24 protein-coding genes are annotated in these 23,964 nt (G+C 66.1%); 12 read left to right on the top strand and 12 right to left on the bottom strand.

The annotated features are described in order from the left end of the window. Positions 1-37: 37 nt before the first annotated feature. The gene (locus PSm6_RS10125; RefSeq protein ID WP_265170165.1) at positions 38-1,597 is read left to right on the top strand and encodes a SulP family inorganic anion transporter; all 1,560 of its coding nucleotides are present in this window, start codon (positions 38-40) and stop codon (positions 1,595-1,597) included. 15 nt (positions 1,598-1,612) lie between these two features. Here PSm6_RS10125 and aroE read toward each other — a convergent pair whose 3' ends face one another. Beyond that, the gene (gene aroE, locus PSm6_RS10120) at positions 1,613-2,437 is read right to left on the bottom strand and encodes a shikimate dehydrogenase (protein ID WP_043241861.1); all 825 of its coding nucleotides are present in this window, start codon (positions 2,435-2,437) and stop codon (positions 1,613-1,615) included. Continuing rightward, positions 2,437-3,357 (bottom strand): oxygen-dependent coproporphyrinogen oxidase, encoded by a 921-nt coding sequence (gene hemF, locus PSm6_RS10115; RefSeq protein ID WP_031287872.1) that lies wholly within the window; start codon positions 3,355-3,357, stop codon positions 2,437-2,439. The genes aroE and hemF overlap by 1 nt, the downstream gene beginning before the upstream one ends. Before the next feature lie 159 nt (positions 3,358-3,516). On the opposite strand from hemF, the gene PSm6_RS10110 reads away from it, so the two are divergent. Further along, positions 3,517-4,494 carry a quinone oxidoreductase family protein gene (locus tag PSm6_RS10110; RefSeq protein WP_265170164.1) on the top strand — a complete coding sequence of 326 codons (978 nt, stop codon included), beginning with the start codon at positions 3,517-3,519 and terminating at the stop codon, positions 4,492-4,494. 1 nt (position 4,495) lies between these two features. Here PSm6_RS10110 and tsaC read toward each other — a convergent pair whose 3' ends face one another. The 3 genes from tsaC to PSm6_RS10095 form a co-directional block, all read right to left on the bottom strand. Then, a complete protein-coding gene (gene tsaC / locus PSm6_RS10105; protein ID WP_265170162.1) occupies positions 4,496-5,053 on the bottom strand; it encodes an L-threonylcarbamoyladenylate synthase type 1 TsaC in 558 nt (185 codons plus the stop codon). A gap of 40 nt (positions 5,054-5,093) precedes the next feature. Beyond that, positions 5,094-6,179, bottom strand: a complete 1,086-nt coding sequence (gene dprA / locus PSm6_RS10100; protein ID WP_265170161.1) for a DNA-processing protein DprA — start codon at positions 6,177-6,179, stop codon at positions 5,094-5,096. Between the two features lie 84 nt (positions 6,180-6,263). Continuing rightward, entirely contained in the window at positions 6,264-7,289 is a 1,026-nt protein-coding gene (locus PSm6_RS10095) for a LysM peptidoglycan-binding domain-containing protein (protein ID WP_265170160.1), read from the bottom strand. Between the two features lie 141 nt (positions 7,290-7,430). On the opposite strand from PSm6_RS10095, the gene def reads away from it, so the two are divergent. The 6 genes from def to PSm6_RS10065 all read left to right on the top strand — a co-directional run bounded on the left by def (position 7,431) and on the right by PSm6_RS10065 (position 12,443). Next, positions 7,431-7,937, top strand: coding sequence for a peptide deformylase (gene def, locus PSm6_RS10090; RefSeq protein WP_043241851.1), 507 nt, complete (start codon positions 7,431-7,433; stop codon positions 7,935-7,937). A 67-nt stretch (positions 7,938-8,004) separates the two neighbouring features. After that, positions 8,005-8,949: a methionyl-tRNA formyltransferase gene (fmt, locus tag PSm6_RS10085; RefSeq protein WP_265170159.1), complete on the top strand. Its 945-nt coding sequence runs from the start codon at positions 8,005-8,007 to the stop codon at positions 8,947-8,949. Beyond that, positions 8,946-10,259, top strand: a complete 1,314-nt coding sequence (rsmB, locus tag PSm6_RS10080; protein ID WP_265170158.1) for a 16S rRNA (cytosine(967)-C(5))-methyltransferase RsmB — start codon at positions 8,946-8,948, stop codon at positions 10,257-10,259. The genes fmt and rsmB overlap by 4 nt, the downstream gene beginning before the upstream one ends. Positions 10,260-10,270: 11 nt before the next feature. Then, a complete protein-coding gene (trkA, locus tag PSm6_RS10075) occupies positions 10,271-11,644 on the top strand; it encodes a Trk system potassium transporter TrkA (protein ID WP_043241845.1) in 1,374 nt (457 codons plus the stop codon). A 41-nt stretch (positions 11,645-11,685) separates the two neighbouring features. After that, complete coding sequence (locus PSm6_RS10070) at positions 11,686-12,006, top strand: tetratricopeptide repeat protein (protein ID WP_031287874.1); 321 nt, start codon at positions 11,686-11,688, stop codon at positions 12,004-12,006. Positions 12,007-12,014: 8 nt separating this feature from the next. Next, positions 12,015-12,443 carry a hypothetical protein gene (locus PSm6_RS10065; protein ID WP_052351279.1) on the top strand — a complete coding sequence of 143 codons (429 nt, stop codon included), beginning with the start codon at positions 12,015-12,017 and terminating at the stop codon, positions 12,441-12,443. 1 nt (position 12,444) lies between these two features. Here PSm6_RS10065 and PSm6_RS10060 read toward each other — a convergent pair whose 3' ends face one another. The 3 genes from PSm6_RS10060 to PSm6_RS10050 form a co-directional block, all read right to left on the bottom strand. After that, entirely contained in the window at positions 12,445-12,708 is a 264-nt protein-coding gene (locus tag PSm6_RS10060) for a PilZ domain-containing protein (protein ID WP_021219938.1), read from the bottom strand. An 83-nt stretch (positions 12,709-12,791) separates the two neighbouring features. After that, on the bottom strand, positions 12,792-13,679 hold the full coding sequence (locus PSm6_RS10055) for a lysophospholipid acyltransferase (protein WP_265170157.1): 888 nt from the start codon (positions 13,677-13,679) through the stop codon (positions 12,792-12,794). An 82-nt stretch (positions 13,680-13,761) separates the two neighbouring features. Then, a complete protein-coding gene (locus tag PSm6_RS10050; protein ID WP_021219940.1) occupies positions 13,762-14,313 on the bottom strand; it encodes a DNA-3-methyladenine glycosylase I in 552 nt (183 codons plus the stop codon). A 208-nt stretch (positions 14,314-14,521) separates the two neighbouring features. On the opposite strand from PSm6_RS10050, the gene glyQ reads away from it, so the two are divergent. The 4 genes from glyQ (at position 14,522) to PSm6_RS10030 (ending at position 18,919) form a co-directional block, all read left to right on the top strand. Further along, a complete protein-coding gene (gene glyQ / locus PSm6_RS10045) occupies positions 14,522-15,469 on the top strand; it encodes a glycine--tRNA ligase subunit alpha (RefSeq protein WP_031287876.1) in 948 nt (315 codons plus the stop codon). Then, positions 15,466-17,520: a glycine--tRNA ligase subunit beta gene (gene glyS / locus PSm6_RS10040; RefSeq protein ID WP_265170156.1), complete on the top strand. Its 2,055-nt coding sequence runs from the start codon at positions 15,466-15,468 to the stop codon at positions 17,518-17,520. The genes glyQ and glyS overlap by 4 nt, the downstream gene beginning before the upstream one ends. Positions 17,521-17,598: 78 nt before the next feature. After that, positions 17,599-18,135, top strand: a complete 537-nt coding sequence (gmhB, locus tag PSm6_RS10035; RefSeq protein WP_265170154.1) for a D-glycero-beta-D-manno-heptose 1,7-bisphosphate 7-phosphatase — start codon at positions 17,599-17,601, stop codon at positions 18,133-18,135. A 13-nt stretch (positions 18,136-18,148) separates the two neighbouring features. Then, positions 18,149-18,919, top strand: coding sequence for a lysophospholipid acyltransferase family protein (locus tag PSm6_RS10030; protein ID WP_031287880.1), 771 nt, complete (start codon positions 18,149-18,151; stop codon positions 18,917-18,919). A 129-nt stretch (positions 18,920-19,048) separates the two neighbouring features. On the opposite strand, the gene PSm6_RS10025 is transcribed toward PSm6_RS10030, so the two are convergent. The 4 genes from PSm6_RS10025 to dnaN all read right to left on the bottom strand — a co-directional run bounded on the left by PSm6_RS10025 (position 19,049) and on the right by dnaN (position 23,940). Continuing rightward, the gene (locus PSm6_RS10025) at positions 19,049-19,237 is read right to left on the bottom strand and encodes a hypothetical protein (RefSeq protein ID WP_031287881.1); all 189 of its coding nucleotides are present in this window, start codon (positions 19,235-19,237) and stop codon (positions 19,049-19,051) included. Positions 19,238-19,302: 65 nt separating this feature from the next. Next, complete coding sequence (gene gyrB, locus PSm6_RS10020) at positions 19,303-21,723, bottom strand: DNA topoisomerase (ATP-hydrolyzing) subunit B (RefSeq protein WP_265170153.1); 2,421 nt, start codon at positions 21,721-21,723, stop codon at positions 19,303-19,305. Continuing rightward, positions 21,720-22,829, bottom strand: a complete 1,110-nt coding sequence (gene recF / locus PSm6_RS10015) for a DNA replication/repair protein RecF (protein WP_021217133.1) — start codon at positions 22,827-22,829, stop codon at positions 21,720-21,722. The genes gyrB and recF overlap by 4 nt, the downstream gene beginning before the upstream one ends. Before the next feature lie 7 nt (positions 22,830-22,836). Then, positions 22,837-23,940, bottom strand: coding sequence for a DNA polymerase III subunit beta (gene dnaN, locus PSm6_RS10010; protein WP_021217134.1), 1,104 nt, complete (start codon positions 23,938-23,940; stop codon positions 22,837-22,839). Positions 23,941-23,964: the final 24 nt, after the last annotated feature.

The raw sequence follows: 23,964 nt of genomic DNA, 5'->3' as shown, positions 1-23,964 counted from the left end.
TTCCCACGCCTGCCGATGAGGCCCTGCCCGTCACACGATGAAGCCTTCCACCCTCTTCCCCTTCCTCGACTGGCTGCCCCGGACCACCGGGCGCAGCCTCGGGCGTGACGCGCTGGTGGGCCTCACCGGCGCCATCCTCGCCCTGCCGCAATCCATCGCCTATGCGCTGATCGCCGGCCTGCCGGCCGAATACGGCCTCTATGCCGCCGTGGTGCCGGTGATCATCGCCTGCCTCTGGGGCTCGTCCTGGCACCTGATCGGCGGCCCGACGGCGGCCATCTCCGTGGTGCTGTTCGCCAGCGTCAGCCCCCTGGCTTTGCCGGGCAGCGGCGACTACATCGCCCTGGTGCTGCTGCTGACCTTCCTCGCCGGGCTGTTCCAGTGGCTGCTCGGTGTCTTGCGCTTCGGCGCCCTGGCCAATTTCGTCTCGCAGTCGGTGGTGATCGGCTTCACCTGCGGCGCGGCGCTGGTCATCGCCTTAGGGCAGATCCCCAACCTGCTCGGCCTGCCCAGCCTGGAAGGCCGCGCGACGGCATTGCAGGGCGCGCTGGAACTGGCGGGGCACGTGCGCGAGGTGCACCTGCCTTCGGTGCTGGTGGCGCTGACGACCCTGGTGGTGACGCTGCTGCTGCGGCTCTTCGCCCCGCGCCTGCCGGCCCTGTTGCTGGGCCTGGTGGCCGGCAGCCTGCTGGTAATGGCGTTCCCCGCCAGCATGGCCGGCGTGCCACGGGTGCCACCTTTCGAGGGCCGCCTGCCGCCGTTCACGGCCTTGCGCTTCGACCTCGACGACATCCTGCGCCTGCTGCCGTCGGCCGTGGCCTGCGGCCTGCTCGGCCTGGTCATGAGCCTGTCCATCGCCCGTGCCCTGGCCGCGCAGTCGCAGCAGGTGCTGGACGCCAACCGCGAGACCCGCGGCCAGGGCCTGTCCAACCTGATCGGGGCCTGGTTCTCCGGCTACCTCTCCAGCGGCTCCTTCACCCGCTCGGCGCTGAACCTGCAGGCCGGCGCCCGCTCGCCCCTGGCAGGGGTGTGCTCGGCGCTATGGGTGGCGCTGTTCGCCCTGGTGGGCGCGCGGCTGATCGCGCATATCCCGTTGCCGGCGATGGCGGCGAGCATCCTGCTGATCTGCTGGAACCTGATCGACCTGCCGGGCATGCGCCAGCTATGGCGGGTGAGCCGGGCGGAGTTCGTGGTGATGGCCCTGACGGCCTTGGCCACCCTGGTGCTGGAACTGCAGACGGCGATCTACGCGGGGGTGCTGGCGTCGCTGTTCTTCTACCTCAAGCGCACCTCGCAGCCGCGCGTGCTGCATTCCGGCGACGCCGAGGAGGAGGTGCTGCGCATCGAGGGCTCGATCTTCTTTGGTGCCTGCCCCTATGTGCAGCGGCTGATCCAGCGCAGCCGGGGCAAGCGCCTGGTGCTGGACGGGCACCACATCAACTTCATCGATTTCGCCGGGGTGAGCCTGCTGCACAACGAGGCCCGTCGGCTGCACGGGCAGGGCCGCACCCTGGTGCTGCGTCGCGCCCGGCCCCATGTGGAGCGCGAGCTGCGCAAGCTGGAAGACGAGCACAGCCGGCTGGTGATCGAGCCGTAGCCCGGGGCGACCGAATCAGCCCTGGGCGAGCAGCCGACGCAGTTCGGCGAGGACCGGCGCCGTTTCCGGGCGCACGCCGCGCCAGAGCAGGAAGGCCTCGGCCGCCTGCTCCACCAGCATGCCCAGGCCGTCGAGGGTGCGCGCGGCGCCCTGCTCCTGGGCCCAGCGGTTGAAGGCAGTGATCTGCGCGCCGTACATCATGTCGTAGCAGACGGTGTGGCCGGCCTCGATCAGGCTCGGCGAGATGGGCGGCAGCTCGCCGGCAAGGCTGGCGGAGGTGCCGTTGACGATCAGGTCCACCGGCTCTTCCAGCCAATCGAAACCACTGGCCAGCACCGGGCCCAGGTCGGCGAACTCACGGGCCAGCTGCTCGGCCTTCTCCACCGTGCGGTTGGCGATCACCACCGCAGCCGGGCGCTGGGCCAGCAGGGGTTCGAGCACACCGCGCACGGCACCACCGGCACCGAGCAGGAGGATGCGCTTGCCGGCGAGTTCGAGCCCGGCATTGCGCATCAGGTCGCCCACCAGGCCGGCGCCGTCGGTGTTGTCGCCCAGCAGGCTGCCGTCATCCAGGCGCTTGAGGGTGTTCACCGCACCGGCGCGGCGGGCGCGCTCGCTGAGGCTGTCGGCCATCTGGAAGGCCTGTTCCTTGAAGGGCACGGTGACGTTGCCACCCAGGCCCTGCGCAAAGAAGGCGCGGGCGAAGCCGGTGAAGTCGTCCAGGGGCGCCAGCAACGCCTCGTACTCCAGGGCCTGGCCGGTCTGCGCGGCGAACAGGCGGTGGATCAGCGGCGACTTGCTGTGGCCGATGGGGTTGCCGAAGACGGCGTAGCGATCCATCAGAGCCCCGCCTCCTCGAGCCAGTTACGGTCCTGGAGGAAGTATTCCGTCAGGCGCGCTTCCTCGCTGCCCGGCTCGGGCTTCCAGTCGTAGCCCCAGCGCACCTGGGGCGGCAGGGACATGAGGATGGATTCGGTGCGCCCACCCGATTGCAGGCCGAACAGGGTGCCGCGGTCGAACACCAGGTTGAACTCCACGTAGCGACCACGGCGGAAGGCCTGGAACTCGCGCTGCTGCTCGGTGAAGGGGGTGTGGCGGCGCTTGCGCACGATGGGCAGGTAGGCCTGGATGTAGGCGTCGCCGATGGCACGCATGAAGGCGAAGCTGGTGTCGAAGTCCCACTGGTTCAGGTCGTCGAAGAACAGGCCGCCGATGCCACGCGGTTCGTTGCGGTGCTTGAGGTGGAAGTAGCGGTCGCACCATTCCTTGTAGCGCGGGTAGACGTCCGCGCCGAAGGGTGCGCAGGCGTCACGGGCCACCTGGTGCCAGAGCACGCAGTCTTCCTCGTGGGCGTAGTAGGGGGTGAGGTCGAAGCCGCCGCCGAACCACCAGACCGGCTCTTCACCTTCCTTTTCGGCGATGAAGAAGCGCACGTTGGCGTGGGAGGTGGGGATGTGCGGGTTCTCCGGGTGGATCACCAGGGACACACCCAGGGCCTGGAAGCCACGGCCGGCCAGTTCCGGGCGATGGGCGCTGGCCGACGGCGGCAGGCTGCTGCCGAACACATGGGAGAAGTTGACCCCGCCCTTTTCGATCAGCTTGCCGTTCTCCAGCACGCGGGTGCGGCCGCCACCGCCGGCAGGGCGCTCCCAGGCCTCTTCGAAGAAGCCGGCGCCGCCGTCCTCGGTTGCCAGTTCGGCACAGATACGGTCTTGCAGATCGAGCAGGTAGGCCTTCACGGCCTCAATGTGTTTACTCACGTCGAATGCACCTTGAATCGGCTTGCGAGCGCCAGCTGGCGGGGCTTGCAGGGGAAAAAGAGGGCGCAAGCATACCACCGCAGGGGCCGTGCAGTGGCTTGACGCCGATCAAGCGGAAGGCTTGGATTGGGGCTTTCCCCAGATGAAGGAGAGTCGGCCATGGCCAGACGCGTGCAGTTTTCCCAGTACGGCGGTCCCGAGGTGCTCGAACTGGTGGAGGCGCCCATCGCCGAACCGGGACCGGGCCAGGTGCGGGTGCGCAACCACGCCATCGGCCTCAACTTCATCGAGACCTATTTCCGCAGCGGCCTGTACCCGGCTGCGTCCCTGCCTTCCGGGCTGGGCAACGAGGGTGCCGGCGAGGTGGATGCCGTGGGCACGGGCGTCGAGCACCTGAAGGGGGGCGACCGGGTCGGCTACGGTACCGGGCCCCTGGGCGCCTATGGCGAGTACCACGTGCTGCCGGCGGCCAACCTGGTGAAGCTGCCGGACGCCATCAGCTACGAGCAGGCGGCAGCGGTGATGCTCAAGGGCCTGACGGTGCAGTACCTGTTGCGCCAGACCCACGCGCTGAAAGCCGGCGAGACGGTGCTGTTCCATGCCGCCGCCGGCGGGGTCGGCTCCATCGCCTGCCAGTGGGCCAAGGCCCTCGGTGCACGCCTGATCGGGGTTGCGGGTTCGGCCGAGAAGGCCGAGCGAGCCAAGGCCCTGGGTGCCTGGGCGTGCATCGACAGCAGCCGCGAGAACGTGGTGCAACGGGTGCTGGAGCTGACCGAGGGGCGCAAATGCCCGGTGGTCTACGACTCGGTGGGCAAGGACACCTGGGAAACCTCGCTGGATTGCGTGGCCCCGCGCGGCCTGCTGGTGAGCTTCGGCAACGCCTCGGGCGCGGTGAGCGGGGTCAACCTTGGGGTGCTGGCGCAGAAGGGTTCGATCTACGTCACCCGGCCGACGCTGGGCAGCTATGCCGACACGCCGGCGAACCTGCAGGCCATGGCCGACGAGCTGTTCGGGATGATCGCCAGCGGCGCGCTGAAGGTGGAGATCGGCCAGCGCTATGCCCTGGCCGACATCGCCCGCGCCCATGCCGACCTGGCAGGCCGGCGCACCAGCGGTTCGAGTGTGCTGCTGCCCTGATTCAGGACGCGCGCACGACCTGCCCGGTGACCAGGTCGCGGATGGTGCTCGGGTTGCGGCGCCCACCCAGGGCGCCCACCAGCACGGCATCCAGCTCGCCGGGGAAGTACTGCTGCACACGCAGGCGCGATACGGCGGAAGGCCGTCCAGCGGGGTTGGCGGAGGTGGAGACCAGCGGCCCGACCTGGGCGCACAGGGCGCGCACCACCGGGTGGTCGCTGACGCGCAGGGCGACGCTGTCGTGCTGCCCGGTGATCCATTCCGGCAGCAGGTTCTGGTGCGGCACCAGCCAGGTGTTGGGGCCGGGCCAGGAGGCGGCCAGCGTGTCTTTCCATTCATCGGGCAGGTCGTCGAGGAGGAAGTCGAACTGCTCGATCGCATCGGCCACCAGGATCAGCCCCTTCTCCACCGGCCGCGCCTTGAGCGCCAGCAGGCGGTAGACGGCCTCCTCGTTCCAGGGGTCGCAGCCGAGCCCCCAGACGGCCTCCGTCGGATAGGCGATCACACCGCCGCCCCGTACCACCCGCGCCACTTGCCGAACCTGCCAGTTGCTGACCATTGCCCACTCCCGGAAAAACGATGGCGCGAGTGTACAGGCCTCAACCGCGCCGATGAACCCAGAGCCCGGCGTCACGGGCGATGCAGCCATCGAGCTCCAGGTCGGTGAGCGCGGCCAGTACGCGGGGCAGCTCCCAGCCACTGGCGCTGGCCAGGGCCTCGCTGCTGTAGGGCGCGGCGCGCAGCAGGTCGAGCAGCGGGTGGTCCAGCAGCGCAGCACGGGGTTCCGGCGCGACCACCTGCCAGCCACGCAGGGCTTCGAGCACATGCCCGACCGTCTCCACCAGCACGGCGCCGTCGCGGATCAACTGGTGGCAACCGCGCGCACCGGGATGGTGGATGGAGCCGGGGATGGCGTAGACCTCACGGCCCTGCTCGACAGCCAGGCGCGCGGTGATCAGCGAGCCGCTGGACGGGCTCGCCTCCACCACCAGCACACCCAGCGAGAGCCCGCTGATGATGCGGTTGCGCCGGGGGAAGTTGCTGGCCTGGGGCGCGCAGTCCAGCGGCAGCTCGGAAACCAGGGCCCCGCCGCTTTCGACTATCGCCGTCGCGAGCGCCTGGTGCCGGCTCGGGTAGATGCGCTCCAGCCCGGTGCCGAGCACGGCGACCGTGTGCCCGCCGGCATCCAGCGCGCCCCGGTGGGCGGCACCGTCGATGCCCAGGGCCAGGCCGCTGGTGATGCAGAAGCCCCCGGCGGCCAGGCTGCGGGCAAAGGCGTGGGCGGTATCCAGCCCGGCACGGGAGGCACGGCGGCTGCCGACCATGGCCAGTTGCGGGCGTTCGAGCAGGGCCGGGGCACCGCGCACGAACAGCAGCGGCGGGGCATCGTTGAGCTGGGCGAGCAGGGCGGGGTAGCGGGGGTCGTCCCACATCAGCAGGTGGTTGCCTTCCTGTTCCAGCCAGGCCAGTGACCGGGCGGCGCAGTTGCGCACCTCTTCACTGCGACGGGGGCCGGCGCAGGCCTCGGGCAGGCGCAGCGAGCGCCAGGCGGCGGCCGGGGCACTGAGGGCAGCAGAGGCGCTGCCAAAGGCGTCGATCAATACGCGGAAACGCTGGGGACCGAGTTCGGGAAGACTGTGAAGACGCAGGCGGGCTTCGATTTCAGCGGGAGAGGCGGGCGGCACGGGGATCGTCCTTGACCATCGCCGCGCAGGGCGGCTGGCCACCCTGTATACAACAAGCCCCCGTAGGACGGGGGCTTGGTTTGCTTAGGGATTGTGCACCTTGTCCATCACCGCCAGCTGTCGGCTGGCCGCCAGGATCAGGCCGTAGCTGAGCTTGTCGTAGGTGCGGAACACCATCAGCAGGCCGGCACGCTCGTCGGGGATCTTCACCGATTCACCGGTGACGCGGTCACGCACGATCTCGCCGGTCTTGTAGACCGCCAGTACGTTGCCTTCCACCAGGCCGTCGCGCTTGCCCTTGTTGATGGTCACCACATCGAACTGGCCGATCTGGTTCACGCCACGGGGCACGTCGAGGATCACACCCTTGATGTCGGTGCTCGGAGCACTGGGCATGAAGGTGGAGTTCACCGAGCGCTGTTCGGTCGGGAACAGGCGATCACCCAGACGGACTTCCTGGGTCGAACGGGTGAGGGTCATGGTCGCCACGTCGCCTTCCTGGGCCACCAGGTCACCGCCACCGATGTCGTCGGCGTTGATGCCGAGGAATTCCTTGGTCTCGGGGTCGATGTAGGTCTTGCCCTGACGGAAGATGCCGTAGGTGGGGTTCTGCTCGTCGAAGCTGCCGCGTGCATAGACGCGATCACCGGCGCCGCTGACCACGCGCTCGGCGTTGCCGGCGACGATATAGGGCGCGCCGTTGAACTGGTCGGGCGTGTCGACGATGCGGTTGCTCAGCAGGAAGCTGTTGATGGCTTCCAGCGGGATGGTCGGAATGGCTTCGGCCATCGGCGTGCTGCGCACCTGGGGCGACAGCTTGATGGTGCCACGGGATGCGCCGCGATCCAGCATCAGGCGAGGCTGGCCATCGACATAGACGAGGCTCAGGCTGTCGCCCGGGTAGATCAGGTGCGGGTTCTCGATCTGCGGGTTGGCGTGCCAGATTTCCGGCCACTTCCAGGGTTCGCGCAGGAACTTGCCCGAGATATCCCAGAGGGTATCCCCACGCACTACCGTGTAGTGCTCCGGGTGGCCTTCCTTGAGTTCCACCGCAGCCTGTGCCAGCCCACTGGCAGCAAGGAGCAGCAGGGCGAGTAGTGATTTCCTCATGCGGTGAATCCCTTTATTATGTGCGTTCACGCGAAACGGCCTGAAAGCCGCCCCAACCGGGCTTTGCAGGCGTTTTTCAATGCTGCTCATCATCTTAGCAGCGGATTTTGACTTTATTCTACAAGTGCATCACAAACGCATATGGCGATCCTGAACATCCTCGAATTTCCCGATCCACGCCTGCGTACCATCGCCAAACCGGTGGACGTGGTGGACGACGCTGTGCGCCAGTTGATCGACGACATGTTCGAAACCATGTACGACGCACCGGGTATCGGCCTCGCCGCGACCCAGGTCAACGTGCACAAGCGCGTGGTGGTGATGGACCTGTCCGAAGACAAGTCCGAGCCCATGGTCTTCATCAACCCCGAGTTCGAATCCCTGACCGACGAGATGGACCAGTACCAGGAAGGCTGCCTGTCAGTCCCGGGCTTCTACGAGAACGTCGACCGTCCGCAGAAGGTGCGCATCAAGGCCCTGGACCGCGACGGCAAGCCCTACGAACTGATCGCCGAGGGGCTGCTCGCGGTGTGCATCCAGCACGAGTGCGACCACCTCAACGGCAAGCTGTTCGTCGATTACCTGTCGACGCTCAAGCGTGACCGGATCAAGAAGAAGCTGGAAAAGCAGCACCGCCAGCAGGCTTGATCGCCGAACCCCAAAGGCTTGCTCCGGCAAGCCTTTTTCTTTTTCAGAGTGACCAAGTGAGCCCCGCATGACCCAAGCACTGCGCCTCGTCTTCGCCGGCACCCCGGAGTTCGCCGCCGAGCACCTCAAGGCCCTGCTCGACACGCCGCACAGTATCGTCGCCGTCTACACCCAGCCGGATCGCCCGGCAGGCCGTGGCCAGAAGCTGATGCCGAGCCCGGTCAAGCAACTCGCCCTGCAGCACGGCATCCCCGTGATGCAGCCGCCGACCCTGCGTGACGCCGATGCCCAGGCCGAGCTCAAGGCCCTCGGTGCCGACCTGATGGTGGTGGTCGCCTACGGCCTGATCCTGCCCCAGGTGGTGCTCGACACCCCGCGCCTCGGCTGCATCAACAGCCATGCCTCGCTGCTGCCGCGCTGGCGTGGCGCCGCGCCGATCCAGCGTGCGGTGCAGGCCGGCGATGCCGAGAGCGGCGTCACCGTGATGCAGATGGAAGCGGGCCTGGACACCGGGCCGATGCTGCTCAAGGTGGTCACCCCGATCACCGCCGACGACACCGGCGGCAGCCTCCACGACCGCCTCGCCGCCCTCGGCCCGCAAGCCGTGGTGCAGGCCATCGGGCAACTCGCCGCCGGCACCCTGGTGGGCGAGGTGCAGGACGATGCCCTGGCCACCTACGCACACAAGCTCAACAAGGACGAAGCCCGCATCGACTGGAGCCGCCCGGCCGATGAGCTGGAGCGCCTGGTGCGCGCCTTCAACCCCTGGCCGATCTGCCACAGCACCCTCGGCGGCGAGCCGCTGAAGGTACTGGCGGCCCAGCTCGGCGAAGGCCAGGGCCAGCCGGGGCAGATCCTCGCCGCCAGCAAGGACGGCCTGACCGTGGCCTGCGGCAGTGGTGCCCTGCGCTTGACCCGCCTGCAACTGCCCGGCGGCAAGCCACTGAGTTTCGCCGACCTGTTCAACAGCCGCCGCGAGCAGTTCGCCGCCGGCCTGGTGCTCGGCGCATGAATCCGCGTCTCGCCGCCGCCCGCGCGCTGACCGCCGTCCTCTCCGGCAAGGCCTCGCTGGGCGGCAGCCTGCCCGCACAGCTGGACAAGGTCGACCCGCGCGACCGTGGCCTTGCCCAGGACCTCGCCTTCGGCGCCGCCCGTTGGCAGCCCCGCCTCTCGGCCCTGGCCGAGCGCCTGCTGCAGAAGCCGTTCAAGAGCGCCGACAAGGATGTGGAGGCGTTGCTGCTGGTCGGCCTCTACCAGCTGTTCTACAGCCGCATCCCCGCCCACGCCGCCATCGGTGAAACCGTGGGTGCCGCCGAGAAGTTGAAGAAGCCCTGGGCCAAGGGCCTGCTCAATGCCGTGCTGCGTAATGCCCAACGTGACGGCGAGGCGATCTTCGCCGAGCTGGAGCGCGACCCCATGGTGCGCACCGCCCACCCACGCTGGCTGCAGAAGGCGCTCAAGGCGGCCTGGCCCGAACACTGGGAAGCGATCTGCGCCGCCAACAACGCGCACCCGCCGCTGATCCTGCGGGTCAACCGCCGTCACGGCGAGCGCGACGCCTACCTCGCCGAACTGCGCCAGGCCGGCATCGAGGCCGAGCCCTGCGCGTTCAGCCGCGACGGCATCCGCCTGCTCGAAGCCCGTGACGTGAAGACCCTGCCCGGCTTCGCCGACGGCCGCGTCAGCGTGCAGGACGAAGCCGCGCAGCTGGCCGCCGACCTGCTCGAACTCGCCCCCGGCCAGCGCGTGCTCGACGCCTGCTGCGCCCCTGGCGGCAAGACCTGTCACCTGCTGGAGGCCGAGCCCGGCCTGGCCGACGTGGTGGCCGTGGACCTGGAAGAGAGCCGCCTGGTGCGGGTGCGCGAAAACCTCCAGCGCCTCGGCCTGCACGCCACGCTGATCGCTGCCGATGGTCGCGATATCGCTGCCTGGTGGGACGGCAAGCCGTTCCAGCGCATCCTCCTGGACGCGCCCTGCTCGGCCACCGGCGTGATCCGCCGCCACCCAGACATCAAGCTGACCCGCCAGGCCGAGGACATCCCCGCCCTGGCGCAGCTGCAGGGCGAGTTGCTCGACGCCCTGTGGCCCACACTCGAAGTGGGCGGCGTGCTCGTGTACGCCACCTGCTCCACGCTGCCGATGGAAAACAGCGATAACATCGCCACCTTCCTCGCCCGCACCCCTGGCGCGCGCGAACTGGACATCGCCGGCAGCTTCGGCCTCAAGCAGCCCCACGGGCGCCAACTGCTGGCCCAGGAAGACGGCCACGACGGCTTCTACTATGCCAAGCTGATAAAGATCGCCGCCTCACCGCGCGGCTAACGGAGCGATCAGTGAAGATCATCATCCTCGGTGCGGGACAGGTCGGCGGCACCCTCGCCGAGCACCTCTCCGGCGAAGCCAACGACATCACGGTGGTGGACACCGACGCTGAGCGCCTGCGCGACCTCGGCGACCGCCTCGACATCCGCACCGTGCAGGGGCGCGGCTCCTTCCCCACCGTGCTGCGCCAGGCCGGTGCCGACGACGCCGACATGCTGGTGGCAGTGACCAACAGCGACGAGGTCAACATGGTGGCCTGCCAGGTCGCCTACACCCTGTTCCATACCCCGACCAAGATCGCCCGCGTGCGCGAAGCGGCCTACCTGACCCGCGCCGGCCTGTTCGACAACGAAGCCATTCCGGTGGACGTGCTGATCAGCCCCGAGCAGGTGGTGACCAACTACATCAAGCGCCTGATCGAATACCCCGGCGCGCTGCAGGTGATCGACTTCGCCGAGGGCAAGGCCCAACTGGTGGGCGTCAAGGCCTACTACGGCGGCCCGCTGGTAGGCCAGGAGCTGCGCCAGCTGCGCCAGCACATGCCCAACGTCGACACCCGCGTTGCCGCGATCTTCCGCCGCAACCGGCCGATCACGCCCCAGGGCGATACGGTGATCGAGGCCGACGACGAGGTCTTCTTCATCGCCGCCAAGGCGCACATCCGCGCCGTGATGAGCGAGATGCGCCGCCTCGAGGACAGCTACAAGCGGGTGGTCATCGCCGGTGGCGGCCACATCGGCGAGCGCCTGGCGGAGGCCATCGAGAGCCGCTACCAGGTGAAGATCATCGAGATGAACCCGGCCCGCTGCCGCTACCTCTCCGACACCCTCGACAGCACCGTGGTGCTGCAGGGCAGCGCCTCCGACCGCGACCTGCTGGTGGAAGAGAACATTAACGATGCCGACATCTTCCTGGCGCTGACCAACGACGACGAGGCCAACATCATGTCCTCGCTGCTGGCCAAGCGCCTGGGCGCGCGCAAGGTGATGACCATCATCAACAACCCCGCCTACGTCGACCTGGTGCAGGGCGGCGATATCGACATCGCCATCAGCCCGCAGCTGGCCACCATCGGCACCCTGCTGACCCACGTGCGCCGCGGCGACATCGTCAGCGTGCACTCCCTGCGCCGGGGCGCGGCGGAAGCCATCGAGGCCATCGCCCACGGCGACGCCAAGTCGAGCAAGGTGGTGGGCCGCATGATCGAGGACATCGCCCTGCCGCCGGGCACCACCATCGGCGCCATCATCCGCAACGACGAGGTGCTGATCGCCCACGACGACACGGTGATCGAGTCCGGCGACCACGTGATCCTGTTCCTCGTCGACAAGAAGTACATCCGTGATGCCGAGCGCCTGTTCCAGGTCGGGCTGACGTTCTTCTAAAGGCGCACAGAAAAAGCCGCACGAACAAGGGAGGAGGCGCAATGCTCGAAGGACTGGAGAGGATGCTCGCCAAGGGCAACGACAATTCGCTGCTGCGCTTCGGCCTCGGCAAGGGCTACCTCGACCAGGGCGACGCTGCCCGGGCCGCCGAGCACCTGAAGGCCTGCGTGGCCTTCGACGCCAAGTACTCGGCGGCCTGGAAGCTGCTCGGCAAGGCCCTGCAACAGGCAGGGGACGACGAGGGGGCACGTCAGGCCTGGACCCAGGGACTGCAAGCGGCCCAGGCCCAGGGCGACAAGCAGGCGGAGAAGGAGATGACGGTGTTCCTCAAGCGTCTCGACCGCCAGGCAGCGCCCCGTTGAGCGCCGCCATGAGCCGCCTCGTGCCCTTCGCGCTGGCCACGACCCTGGCGCTGCCGGCCGGCGCCGCCGAGCCCAATGGGCCCTATACCCTGCTCGAAGCCTCGCGCCCGCTGTTCGAAGGCGTGACCAACACCGACAGGGCCACGGCCGAAGCCTGCGCGGGCTGGTCGATGTCGAAGGCCCAGGTCGAGCGTTTCTTCACCCTTGGCGAGCTGCTCGATGGCGTGGTCCTGCATCACCAGTTCGCCTGGCTGCCCTGCAGCATCGAGGGCCGGGTGCATGACGGGCGTGGCCAGGTGTGGAACTTCCGCATCAACGCGGCGGCCACGGCCACCACCTGGCGCGGTGACGGGCCGACCCGGGAGGAATACCGCTGGGGTTGTCGCCGTGAAGGCTGCGAATCCCTGGTGCTGATGGGCGCCGAGGGCGACGGCTGAGTCAGCGATCGATGAAGCGCAGGCCGACGCCTTCGACATCCGCGCGCATGATCTCCATCTGCAAGACCGGCGCCTCGAAGGGCAGGTCCTGGACCTGGCCGGTGACGATGGTGCCCAGGGGCAGGGCGACGAGATCGGGGTGGCGCACGTAGACACCACCATCGGAGAGGTCGCGGGTCTGGGCGAGTATTTCGCCGAAGCTTTCGTGACTGATCTTGATCCGGCACTTCATCGGAGTGCGCGGGTACTGCCGCTGGTTCGACATCGTCTGTTCGCCATCCTCAGCCTTGGTGTGCCGTTAATAGCCTAAATCACAGCGGCGACGGAAAAAAGGCGCCATAAGGCGCCTCAATACCAGCGTTTCTCCCCTTCGGGGCGCTTCTTGAAGCGCTTCATGCTCCACATGTACTGGGTCGGGTAGGTGCGCACGTAGCGCTCGACCACAGCGCTCATCGCGGCGACCGAGGTCTCGACGTCCTCGCTGTACATGGCCTCGGGCGCGGCCTCGAGGATCACCTTGAAGCCGGAGCCATCGGGCAGGCGCAGCGCATGCAGGAACACCCCGCGGGCCTTGCCGCCGGAAAGCATGCCGTGGACGAACTTGCTGGTCAGCGCGGTGGTGCCCAGGAAGGGAACGAACAGGCCGCTGGAAAGGCTCGGCTCGGGGTCGGCCGGAATGCCCACGGCACCGCCCTTGCGCACTTCCTTGATGACACTGAGGATGCCTTCACGGGTGGAAGGGGCCACACGGTTGCCCAGCTGCACGCGCTGCTTGCGCAGCAGCTCGTCCACCGCCTTCAGCTTCGGCGGGCGGTAGAAGATGATCGGTTTGCACTGGTCGCAATAGAAGTGGTTGAGCACTTCCCAGTTGCCAAGGTGGCTGGTGATGCCCACCACGCCCTTGCCGCTGGCCAGCGCCTCCTGCAGCACGTCCAGGCCCTCCACCTCGCGCACCAGGCCGATGGATTTCTGCGCCGGCCAGATCCAGGCGCAGGCGCTCTCGGTCAGGGTGCGGCCGATGTCCATCAGGCTCAGGCGGGTGCGCTCGTTCAGCTCGGCCGCGTTCAACTCGGGGAAGCACTTGGACAGGTTGATGCGCACCACCTCGCGCGAGCGGTTGGGCAGGCGCCACATCAGCCAGCCGATGGCGGCGCCCAGGCGCTGGACCACGCCCCAGGGCAGGAGAGCGAAGAGCCGCAGGAATCCCACGACCAGCGCGCCTTTGAACTTCTCCACGGGCAACTCCAGCAATCGACGAGGCGCGTATTCTAACCAGCCGCGCGCCAGCGTCGATGACCAATTGGTCTCGACGGAGACTTCAGCCCTTCAGCGCCGAGTAGCGATCGCAGTCGGTGGTGTGGTCCATGACCATGCCGCAGGCCTGCATGAAGGCATAGCAGATGGTCGGGCCGACGAAGGTGAAGCCGGCCTTCTTGAGCGCCTTGCTCATGGCTTCGGCCTCGGGCGTGACCGCCGGCACCTCGCCACGCCCGACGAAGTGATTGATGCGCGGCACCCCGCCGACGAAGGACCAGAGCAGCTTCACCGGGTCTTCCAGGCGCAGCCAGGCCTGGGCGTTCTGCCGCGCGGCCTTTAGCTTGGCGAGGTTGCGGATGATGCCCGGGTCCTGCATGCGTTCCTCGATCTCCTCGTCGCTCATGCGCGCCAGGCGCTGGGCGTCGAAGCCGAACATCACCTCGCGGTAGCGCTCGCGCTTCCTCAGCACGGTGATCCACGACAGCCCGGCCTGGAAGCCTTCCAGCAGCAGCATCTCGAAGAGCCCCTGCGGGTCACGCTGGGGCACGCCCCATTCGGTGTCGTGGTAGTCGATGTAGAGCGGGTCGTCGTTGCACCAGAAGCAGCGGGGCATGGGGGGTCCTTCCTGGAACGGGAAAAGACGCACTATACGCATCGAGCTGTATAAAAAACCAGTAACGGGATGGCCGTAAACCGACCGCCGGAAGGAGAGGCGGGCCGCCTCTGGGGAAATCAGCGAGACGCCTGTGGCTGCTGGGTTCGGCGGGATTCGATCGGGTATACTCCCCGGCTTTGTCGCAGCCTCAGCACAGGTAAATTTCGTGAGCCAGACTACGCCTGCCGTGCGCACCTTCCAAGACCTGATCCTCGTCCTCCAGCAGTACTGGGCGGAGCAGGGTTGCGTGGTGCTGCAGCCCTACGATATGGAAGTTGGCGCCGGCACCTTCCACACCGCTACCTTCCTGCGGGCCATCGGCCCGGAAACCTGGAACGCTGCCTATGTGCAGCCCAGCCGTCGCCCCACTGACGGTCGCTACGGCGAGAACCCCAACCGCCTGCAGCACTACTACCAGTTCCAGGTGGTCCTCAAGCCCAACCCGGAGAACTTCCAGGAGCTGTACCTGGGTTCGCTCAAGCGCATCGGCATCGATCCGCTGGTTCACGACATCCGCTTCGTCGAGGACAACTGGGAATCCCCAACGCTCGGCGCCTGGGGCCTGGGCTGGGAAATCTGGCTGAACGGCATGGAAGTGACTCAGTTCACCTACTTCCAGCAGGTCGGCGGCATCGAGTGCTACCCGGTGACCGGCGAGATCACCTACGGCCTGGAACGCCTGGCCATGTACCTGCAGGGCGTGGACTCGGTCTATGACCTGGTGTGGACCGACGGCCCCTTCGGCGTGGTCACCTATGGCGATGTGTTCCACCAGAACGAGGTGGAGCAGTCGACCTTCAACTTCGAGCACGCCAACGTGCCGAAGCTGTTCGAGCTGTTCGACTTCTACGAGAGCGAGGCCAACCGCCTGATCGAGCTGCAGCTGCCGCTGCCGACCTACGAGATGGTCCTCAAGGCCTCCCACACCTTCAACCTGCTGGATGCCCGCCGCGCCATCTCGGTGACCGAGCGCCAGCGTTACATCCTGCGTGTGCGCACCCTGGCCCGCGCCGTGGCCCAGAGCTACCTGCAGGCGCGCGCGCGCCTGGGCTTCCCCATGGCCACCCCCGAACTGCGTGACGAAGTACTGGCCAAGCTGGAGGCGGCAGAATGAGTGCACAAGATTTCCTCGTCGAACTGGGCACCGAAGAGCTGCCACCCAAGGCCCTCAAAACCCTCGGTGACGCCTTCCTCGCCGGCATCCTCGGCGGCCTCAAGAACGCCGGCCTGAGCCACGGCGCCGCCCGCGTCTACGCCGCCCCGCGTCGCCTGGCGGTGCAGATCGAGCAGCTGGCCACCCAGCAGCCCGACCGCAGCGTCAACCTCGACGGCCCGCCGCTGCAGGCCGCCTTCGATGCCGCCGGCAACCCGACCCAGGCCGCCCTCGGCTTCGCCAAGAAGTGCGGCGTCGACCTCGAGCAGATCGACAAGAGCGGCCCCAAGCTGAAGTTCAGCCAGACCATCCCCGGCCAGGCCGCCGCCGGCCTGCTGGCCGGCATCGTCGAAGCCTCCCTGGCCGCCCTGCCGATTCCCAAGCGCATGCGCTGGGCGGCACGTCGTGAAGAGTTCGTGCGCCCCACCCAGTGGCTGGTGATGCTCTTCGGCGACGAGGTGGTCGACTGCGAGATCCTCGCCCAGAAGTCCGGCCGCGAAACCCGTGGCCATCGCTTCCACCACCCTGAACACGTCCGCATCGGCAGCCCCGCCAGCTACCTGGACGACCTGCGCGCCGCCCACGTGCTGGCCGACTTCGCCGAGCGCCGCGAGATCATCTCCCGCCGCGTCGCCGAGCTGGCCGCCGAGCAGAAGGGCAGTGCCGTGGTGCCTGCCGACCTGCTGGACGAAGTCACCGCGCTGGTGGAGTGGCCGGTACCCCTGGTGTGCTCCTTCGAGGAACGCTTCCTCGAGGTGCCGCAGGAAGCGCTGATCACCACCATGCAGGACAACCAGAAGTACTTCTGCCTGCTGGATGCCAACGGCAAGCTGCTGCCGCGCTTCATCACCGTGGCCAACGTCGAGAGCAAGGACCCGGTGCAGATCGTCTCGGGCAACGAGAAAGTGGTACGCCCGCGCCTCACCGACGCCGAATTCTTCTTCAAGCAGGACAAGAAGCAGAAGCTGGAAACCTTCAACGAGCGCCTGAAGAACGTGGTGTTCCAGGCCCAGCTCGGCACCGTGTTCGAGAAGGCCGAGCGCATTTCCGCCCTGGCCGCCTACGTCGCCGAGCAGGTTGGCGCCGACCCGGTGAAAGCCGCCCGCGCCGGCATCCTCGCCAAGTGCGACCTGGCCACCGAGATGGTCGGCGAGTTCCCGGAGATGCAAGGCATCGCCGGCTACTACTACGCCAAGAACGACGGTGAAGCGGAAGACGTCGCCCAGGCCCTGAACGAGCAGTACATGCCGCGCGGTGCCGGCGCCGAACTGCCGCAGACCCTGACCGGTGCAGCCGTGGCAGTGGCTGACAAGCTGGATACCCTCGTGGGGATCTTCGGCATCGGCATGCTGCCCACCGGCAGCAAGGACCCCTTCGCCCTGCGTCGCCAGGCACTGGGCGTGCTGCGCATCCTCATCGAGAAGCAACTCGACCTGGACCTCGCCGGTGCCGTGGACTTCGCCATCGCCCAGTACGGCGCCAAGGTGAAGGCCGAAGGCCTGTCCGCACAGGTGCAGGACTTCATCTTCGACCGCCTGCGCGCGCGCTATGAAGACGAAGGCGTGGACGTTGCCGTGTACCTCTCGGTGCGTGCACTGCAGCCCACCTCGGCCCTGGACTTCGACCAGCGTGTGCAGGCTGTGCAGGCCTTCCGCAAGCTGCCGGAAGCCGCCGCCCTGGCCGCTGCCAACAAGCGGGTTTCCAACCTGCTGGGCAAGGCCGAAAGCGCCGTGCCGGAGAGCGTCGATGCGACCCTGCTGCAGGAAGCCGCCGAGAAGGCCCTTGCCGAGGCCGTAGCGGCCGCCGAGCGCGCGGTACAGCCCATGGCCGCCGCACGCTGCTACAGCGAAGCCCTGGCCCATCTGGCAAGCCTGCGCGAGCCGGTCGACGCCTTCTTCGAAGCGGTGCTGGTCAACGCCGAAGACGCTGCCGTCCGCGCCAACCGCTACGCCCTGCTGGCGAAGCTGCGCGGCCTGTTCCTTGGCGTCGCCGATATCTCGGTATTGGGCTAAGCAGTTGCAAGCCACAAGCAGCAAGCGGCAAGACCTGGTCTTGAGCACGCTTGCAGCTTGTGGCTTGGCGCTTGAGACTTGTTAATGAAACTACTCATCCTCGATCGCGACGGTGTCATCAACCAAGACTCCGACGCGTACATCAAGTCCGTTGACGAATGGATCCCCATCCCGGGCTCGATCGAAGCCATCGCGCAGCTGTCCCGCGCAGGCTGGACCGTGGCCGTGGCCACCAACCAGTCCGGCGTCGCCCGCGGCTACTACCCCCTGGAAACCCTCGATGCCATGCATGCGCGCCTGCGCGAGCTGGTGGCGGAGCAGGGCGGGGAAGTGGGGCTGATCGTGCATTGCCCCCACGGCCCGAATGACGGCTGCGATTGCCGCAAACCGAAGCCCGGCATGCTGAAGCAGATCGCCGCGCACTACGGCGTACCTCTGGTCGGCGTGTGGTTCGTTGGCGACAGCAGTGGTGACCTGGAAGCGGCTCAGGCCGTCGATTGTCAGCCCGTTCTGGTTAGGACCGGCAAGGGCGAGATCACCCTGGCGAAGGGTTTGCCCGGGAATACGCTTTTATTCGACGATCTGGCGGCCATCGCCGCGCACCTTCTCAACTAAGGCCAAGGACACCATGACGACAGTGCAGGCAATCAGAACCTTCTTCTTCTACCTGCTGCTGTCGTCCAGCGCCTTCGTCTGGGGCACGCTGAGCTTCTTCATCGCCCCCTTCCTGCCGTTCCGCGCCCGCTACCGCTTCGTCGTCTGGCGTTGGTGCCGCTTCGCCACCTGGCTGGCGAAGACGGTGGCCGGTGTGCGCTATGAAGTGCACGGGCTGGATAACATCCCTGCAGAGCCCTGCGTGATCCTGGCCAAGCACCAGAGCACCTGGGAGACCTTCTTCCTCTCCGGCTTCTTCGAGCCCCTGAGCCAGGTGGTGAAGCGCGAGCTGCTGTTCGTACCCTTCTTCGGCTGGGCCATGGCGCTGCTCAAGCCCATCGCCATCGACCGCAACAACCCCAAGGCGGCCCTCAAGCAGCTGGCCAAGCAGGGCGACGAGCGCCTCAAGCAGGGCGCCTGGGTGCTGGTCTTCCCCGAGGGCACCCGCGTGCCGGTGGGGCAGATGGGCAAGTTCTCCCGGGGTGGCACGGCGCTGGCGGTGAACGCCGGGATGCCGGTGCTGCCCATCGCCCACAACGCGGGGAGCTTCTGGCCCAAGGAAGGCTGGAGCAAGCGCCCCGGCACCATCCAGGTGGTCATCGGCCCGCTGATGTTCGCCGAGGGCAGCGGCCCCCGCGCCATCGCCGAACTCAACGACCGCGCCCACGCCTGGGTCGAGCAAACCCAGCGCGAAATCGAAGGCCTGCAGCAGCCGCTGCAAGAGCCCATTTCCAGCCAAGCCTGAATCTGTGGATAAGCTGTGCATGAAATGCCGGCTTTGTGCCATTGGAAGCGCTGGAGACCTTGATCTGAGAGGCTTTCAGCCAGGCTGGGGAAAACTGGAAAAAAGTGCATAAGCTTCTTTCCGTTGGTGCTATCCCTTGAGGTATTTGGAGTCCAGGGCATTGAAGCAGCGGATGATCCTGTCCCTGCCCGCCGTGGGAAATTCCTTCTCCGTCTGCACCACCAGCACCGTCGCCTTGACCCTTCCGGAGCGCACCAGGCGCATCATGTAGGCGGAGATTTCCTCGTCGCTCGGCGCTCGTTTTTCTTCGTCACTCATCACGTTCTCCATTCCAATAAAAAGCCCCGGCATGCCGGGGCTTTTCCTTGCGATCCGTCCTCGACTCAAACGTCGAGGTTGGATACCGCCAGGGCATTGCTTTCGATGAAGTCACGGCGGGGTTCGACCGCATCACCCATCAGGGTGTTGAAGATCTGGTCGGCGCCGATGGCGTCCTCGATGGTGACCTTGAGCATGCGGCGCACGTTCGGGTCCATGGTGGTTTCCCACAGCTGCTCCGGGTTCATCTCACCCAGCCCTTTGTATCGCTGGATGGTGTGGCGCTTGGTGCTTTCGGTCATCAGCCAGCTCAGGGCTTCCTTGAAGCTGGTGATGGCCTTGCGGCGCTCGCCACGCTGCACGAAGGCATCTTCTTCCAGCAGGTTGTTCAGCTGGTCGCCCAGGGCGGTTACCAGCTTGTAGTCGTTGCTGGCGAAGAAGTCGCGGTTGAAGGTGATGTAGTGGGACAGGCCATGGGCGACCTGCTCCACCTCGGGCAGCCAGAGGTGACGCTCGCGGTCTTCACGCAGGCTGGCGGAGTAGGTCAGCCCGGACTTCTCGGACGCGCTCAGGCGCGCCTGGAAGCCTTCCAGCCAGCTCTGCATGGCGGCCTGGTCGGCCAGCTGCTCCACGCTGACGCGGGGCAGGTAGACCATGTGCTCGGTGAGCTCCTGCGGGTACAGGCGCGACAGACGCTTGAGGGTGCGCATCACTGCACGGTACTCGTTGACCAGGCGCTCCAGGGCCTCGCCAGAGAGGCCAGGGGCGCTCTCGTTGACGTGCACACTGGCGTCTTCCAGGGCCGACTGGGTCATGTATTCATCCATGGCCTCATCGTCCTTGATGTACTGCTCCTGCTTGCCACGCTTCACCTTGTAGAGCGGCGGCTGGGCGATGTAGATGTAGCCGCGCTCGATCAGCTCGGGCATCTGGCGGAAGAAGAAGGTCAGCAGCAGGGTACGGATGTGCGAGCCGTCGACGTCGGCGTCGGTCATGATGATGATGTTGTGATAACGCAGTTTGTCGATGTTGTATTCCTCACGCCCGATACCGCAACCGAGCGCGGTGATCAGGGTGCCGACTTCCTGCGACGACAGCATCTTGTCGAAGCGAGCCTTCTCAACGTTGAGGATCTTGCCCTTGAGCGGCAGGATCGCCTGGGTCCTGCGGTTACGGCCCTGCTTGGCAGAACCGCCCGCGGAGTCACCCTCCACTATGTAGAGTTCGGAGAGGGCAGGGTCCTTCTCCTGGCAGTCGGCAAGCTTGCCGGGCAGGCCGGCGATGTCCAGGGCGCCTTTACGGCGGGTCATCTCACGGGCCTTGCGCGCGGCTTCACGGGCACGGGCGGCGTCGATCATCTTGCCAACGACGGCCTTGGCTTCGTTGGGGTTCTCCAGCAGGAAGTCGGCGAAGTACTTGCCCATCTCCTGCTCGACCGCGGTTTTGACTTCGCTGGAGACCAGCTTGTCCTTGGTCTGGGAGCTGAATTTCGGGTCCGGAACCTTGACCGAGATGATGGCGGTGAGGCCTTCACGGGCATCGTCACCGGTGGTGGCGATTTTGAATTTCTTCGCCAGGCCTTCCTGCTCGATGTAGTTGTTCAGGTTACGCGTCAGCGCCGAGCGGAAGCCGGCAAGGTGGGTGCCGCCGTCGCGCTGGGGAATGTTGTTGGTGAAGCAGAGGATGTGCTCGTTGAAGCTGTCGTTCCACTGCAGGGCCACTTCCACGCCCACGCCGTCTTCTTCGCGCTGCATGTTGAAGTGGAAAATCTGGTTCACCACGGTCTTGTTGGTGTTCAGATAATCGACGAACGCCTTCAGGCCACCCTCGTACTTGAACAGCTCTTCCTTGCCGGAGCGCTCGTCACGCAGGACGATGCCCACGCCGGAGTTGAGGAAGGAGAGCTCACGCAGGCGCTTGGCCAGGATGTCCCAGCTGAAATGGATGTTGTTGAAGGTCTGGCCGGAAGCCTTGAAGTGCACTTCGGTGCCGGTGCCATCGGTCTCGCCGACCGGGCGCAGGGGGAACTGCGGCACGCCGTGGTGGTAGATCTGTTCCCAGACCTGGCCCGCGCGGCGAATGGTAAGGCGCAGTTCCTCGGAGAGGGCGTTGACCACCGACACACCCACACCGTGCAGACCGCCGGAAACCTTGTAGGTGTTGTCGTCGAACTTACCGCCGGCGTGAAGCACAGTCATGATGACTTCGGCAGCGGAGACGCCTTCTTCCTTGTGGATGTCCACCGGAATGCCACGGCCGTTGTCGCGAACGGTGATGGACTCATCGGTGTGGATGGTGATGCTGATCTCGGAGCAATAGCCCGCCAGCGCTTCGTCGATGGAGTTATCGACGACCTCGAACACCATGTGGTGCAGACCGGTACCATCATCGGTATCGCCGATGTACATGCCGGGGCGCTTGCGTACGGCGTCCAGTCCCTTCAGCACCTTAATGCTGGAAGAGTCGTACGTATTGTTCTCGCTCATGCTTCACTCCGATGATCAAAGGTCTGGGTGATACCACCATGTTCCACGTGGAACATGGCTACCGGCGTATCCGTTCGCCAGCCGTCCCTCATTAGTTCGTGATCGACACAGGTGATGAACACCTGGCAATCCAAATCGTCCAGCAAGCGGCACAGTGCGCGCCGATGCTGCTCATCCAGTTCAGACGGTAGGTCGTCCACCAGATAGATACATTGGCCGTGCTTGGCCTGGTTCAACAGGTGCCCCTGCGCAATTCGTAGCGCACAGACGACCAGCTTCTGCTGACCACGCGAAAGGATATCGGCCGCGTTATGCGCTCCAAGGCGCAGTCGCAAATCGGCTCGTTGGGGGCCAGCTTGGGTGTGTCCCATTTGCTGGTCCCGGAGGAGGGAAGAGGCGAGTACTTCGGAAAGCTGGCGATCTTTATCCCAGCCTCGGTAGTAGCTCAGGCTGAGCGCATCGAGTTCGACCAACTCACCCAGGGTGCGTTCGAAAACAGGCTTCAGGGCCTGAATATAGGCCCGTCGATAACCGTCGATTTCATCGCTGGCCAAGCACAGTTCCCGGTCCCAAGCCGCTTGCGAAACGGCGTCAAGTGTACCATGCCGGAGCCACGAGTTCCGCTGTCTCAGGGCCTTCTGCAGGCGCTGCCAAGCAGGCAGGAATCGAGGTTCCACGTGGAACACTCCCCAATCGAGGAACTGTCTCCTTATCTTCGGGGCGCCTTCGAGCAAACGGAAACTGTCCGGGTTGATTACCTGCAGCGGCAGCGTTTCGGCGAGCTGCGCAGCACTGCGTGCGTTCTGCCCATCGATACGGATCTGGAACTCGCCTTGGCGATCGCGTGAAATCCCCAGGCTGCTGCTACGCCCTTCGAGCAACTCGACCTGACCGAATACCGTGCAGGCAGGCTGCTCGTACTGAATGACCGGTTGCAGCTTGGCACTGCGGAAGGAGCGGGCGAGGCCGAGGAGATAGATGGCCTCTAGCACGCTGGTTTTACCGCTGCCGTTGGCGCCGTGGATGATGTTGATGCGGGGGGAGGGGGAGAGTGTCACCGGGTGCAGATTTCGCACCGCGGTGACAGTGACGCGGCTGAGGGACATCGAGTGGTTACAGGCGCATCGGCATAACGACGTAGGCAGAGTCGTCGTTGTCCGCTTCCTGGAGCAGGGCGCTGCTGTTGGAATCGGAAAGGATCAGGCGCACTTGATCAGTGGTCATCACGCCCAGCACGTCCAGCAGATAGCTGACGTTGAAACCGATTTCCAGGTTGCTGCCGTTGTACTCGACGGCCACTTCTTCCTCGGCTTCTTCCTGCTCCGGGTTGTTGGCCTGGATTTTCAGCAGGCTGGCAGCCAGTTGCAGACGGATACCACGGTACTTCTCGTTGGAAAGAATCGCGGTGCGGCTGAAGGCTTCACGCAAGGCCTGACGATCACCGACCACCAGCTTGTCGCCACCACGGGGCAGAACGCGCTCGTAATCCGGGAACTTGCCGTCCACCAGCTTGGAGGTGAAGGTGAATTCGCCGGTGGTGGCACGGATGTGGTGCTGGCCGAGGACAATGCTCACTTCGCCGTCCTGCTCGGTGAGCAGACGGGCCAACTCGAGAATGCCTTTGCGCGGCACGATCACCTGGTGACGATCGGCCTGCTCGATACCGGATTCCATGGAGCACATGGCCAGGCGGTGGCCATCGGTAGCGACGGCACGCAGCAGGTTGGCGCTGACTTCCAGCAGCATGCCGTTCAGGTAATAGCGGACATCCTGCTGGGCCATGGCGAAGCTGGTGCGCTCGATGAGACGACGCAGCTTGCTCTGCACCAGGCTGAAGGTCAGCGAACCCGGGCCTTCCTCGACGGTGGGGAAGTCATTGGCAGGCAGCGTCGACAGGGTGAACTTGCTGCGGCCGGCCTTGATCAGCAGCTTCTGCTCATCCACGCGGATGTCGATCAGCGCATCGCTCGGCAGGCTCTTGCAGATGTCCATCAGCTTGCGTGCCGGAACGGTGATCTCGCCAGGCTCGGCGGTCTCTTCCAGGGCCACGCGGCCAACCAGTTCGACCTCGAGGTCGGTGCCGGTCAGCGACAGCTGCTGGCCTTCGACGACCAGGAGCACGTTGGACAGAACCGGCAAGGTCTGGCGGCGCTCGACGACGCCGGCGACCAGTTGCAGGGGTTTCAACAGGGCTTCGCGTTGAATGGTGAAATGCATGGTCTAGTCCCTTGCCTCAATGGG

Origin of the sequence: Pseudomonas solani (assembly GCF_026072635.1) — a bacterium.
In the GTDB taxonomy this organism is placed as follows: domain Bacteria; phylum Pseudomonadota; class Gammaproteobacteria; order Pseudomonadales; family Pseudomonadaceae; genus Metapseudomonas; species Metapseudomonas solani.
Note: the sequence above shows the minus strand (reverse complement) of the source record. Positions and strands in the feature narration are given on the sequence as shown.

What these genes read in the sequence shown, in the direction of transcription:
- PSm6_RS10060 (WP_021219938.1), bottom strand. Translation starts at nt 12,708, where the DNA reads ATGTCGAACCAGCGGCAGTACCCGCGCACTCCGATGAAGTGCCGGATC.
- rsmB (WP_265170158.1), top strand. Translation starts at nt 8,946, where the DNA reads ATGAATCCGCGTCTCGCCGCCGCCCGCGCGCTGACCGCCGTCCTCTCC.
- PSm6_RS10025 (WP_031287881.1), bottom strand. Translation starts at nt 19,237, where the DNA reads ATGAGTGACGAAGAAAAACGAGCGCCGAGCGACGAGGAAATCTCCGCC.
- glyS (WP_265170156.1), top strand. Translation starts at nt 15,466, where the DNA reads ATGAGTGCACAAGATTTCCTCGTCGAACTGGGCACCGAAGAGCTGCCA.
- recF (WP_021217133.1), bottom strand. Translation starts at nt 22,829, where the DNA reads ATGTCCCTCAGCCGCGTCACTGTCACCGCGGTGCGAAATCTGCACCCG.
- PSm6_RS10125 (WP_265170165.1), top strand. Translation starts at nt 38, where the DNA reads ATGAAGCCTTCCACCCTCTTCCCCTTCCTCGACTGGCTGCCCCGGACC.
- PSm6_RS10070 (WP_031287874.1), top strand. Translation starts at nt 11,686, where the DNA reads ATGCTCGAAGGACTGGAGAGGATGCTCGCCAAGGGCAACGACAATTCG.
- aroE (WP_043241861.1), bottom strand. Translation starts at nt 2,437, where the DNA reads ATGGATCGCTACGCCGTCTTCGGCAACCCCATCGGCCACAGCAAGTCG.
- gyrB (WP_265170153.1), bottom strand. Translation starts at nt 21,723, where the DNA reads ATGAGCGAGAACAATACGTACGACTCTTCCAGCATTAAGGTGCTGAAG.
- PSm6_RS10050 (WP_021219940.1), bottom strand. Translation starts at nt 14,313, where the DNA reads ATGCCCCGCTGCTTCTGGTGCAACGACGACCCGCTCTACATCGACTAC.
- fmt (WP_265170159.1), top strand. Translation starts at nt 8,005, where the DNA reads ATGACCCAAGCACTGCGCCTCGTCTTCGCCGGCACCCCGGAGTTCGCC.
- tsaC (WP_265170162.1), bottom strand. Translation starts at nt 5,053, where the DNA reads ATGGTCAGCAACTGGCAGGTTCGGCAAGTGGCGCGGGTGGTACGGGGC.
- def (WP_043241851.1), top strand. Translation starts at nt 7,431, where the DNA reads ATGGCGATCCTGAACATCCTCGAATTTCCCGATCCACGCCTGCGTACC.
- dnaN (WP_021217134.1), bottom strand. Translation starts at nt 23,940, where the DNA reads ATGCATTTCACCATTCAACGCGAAGCCCTGTTGAAACCCCTGCAACTG.
- PSm6_RS10065 (WP_052351279.1), top strand. Translation starts at nt 12,015, where the DNA reads ATGAGCCGCCTCGTGCCCTTCGCGCTGGCCACGACCCTGGCGCTGCCG.
- PSm6_RS10030 (WP_031287880.1), top strand. Translation starts at nt 18,149, where the DNA reads ATGACGACAGTGCAGGCAATCAGAACCTTCTTCTTCTACCTGCTGCTG.
- PSm6_RS10095 (WP_265170160.1), bottom strand. Translation starts at nt 7,289, where the DNA reads ATGAGGAAATCACTACTCGCCCTGCTGCTCCTTGCTGCCAGTGGGCTG.
- PSm6_RS10110 (WP_265170164.1), top strand. Translation starts at nt 3,517, where the DNA reads ATGGCCAGACGCGTGCAGTTTTCCCAGTACGGCGGTCCCGAGGTGCTC.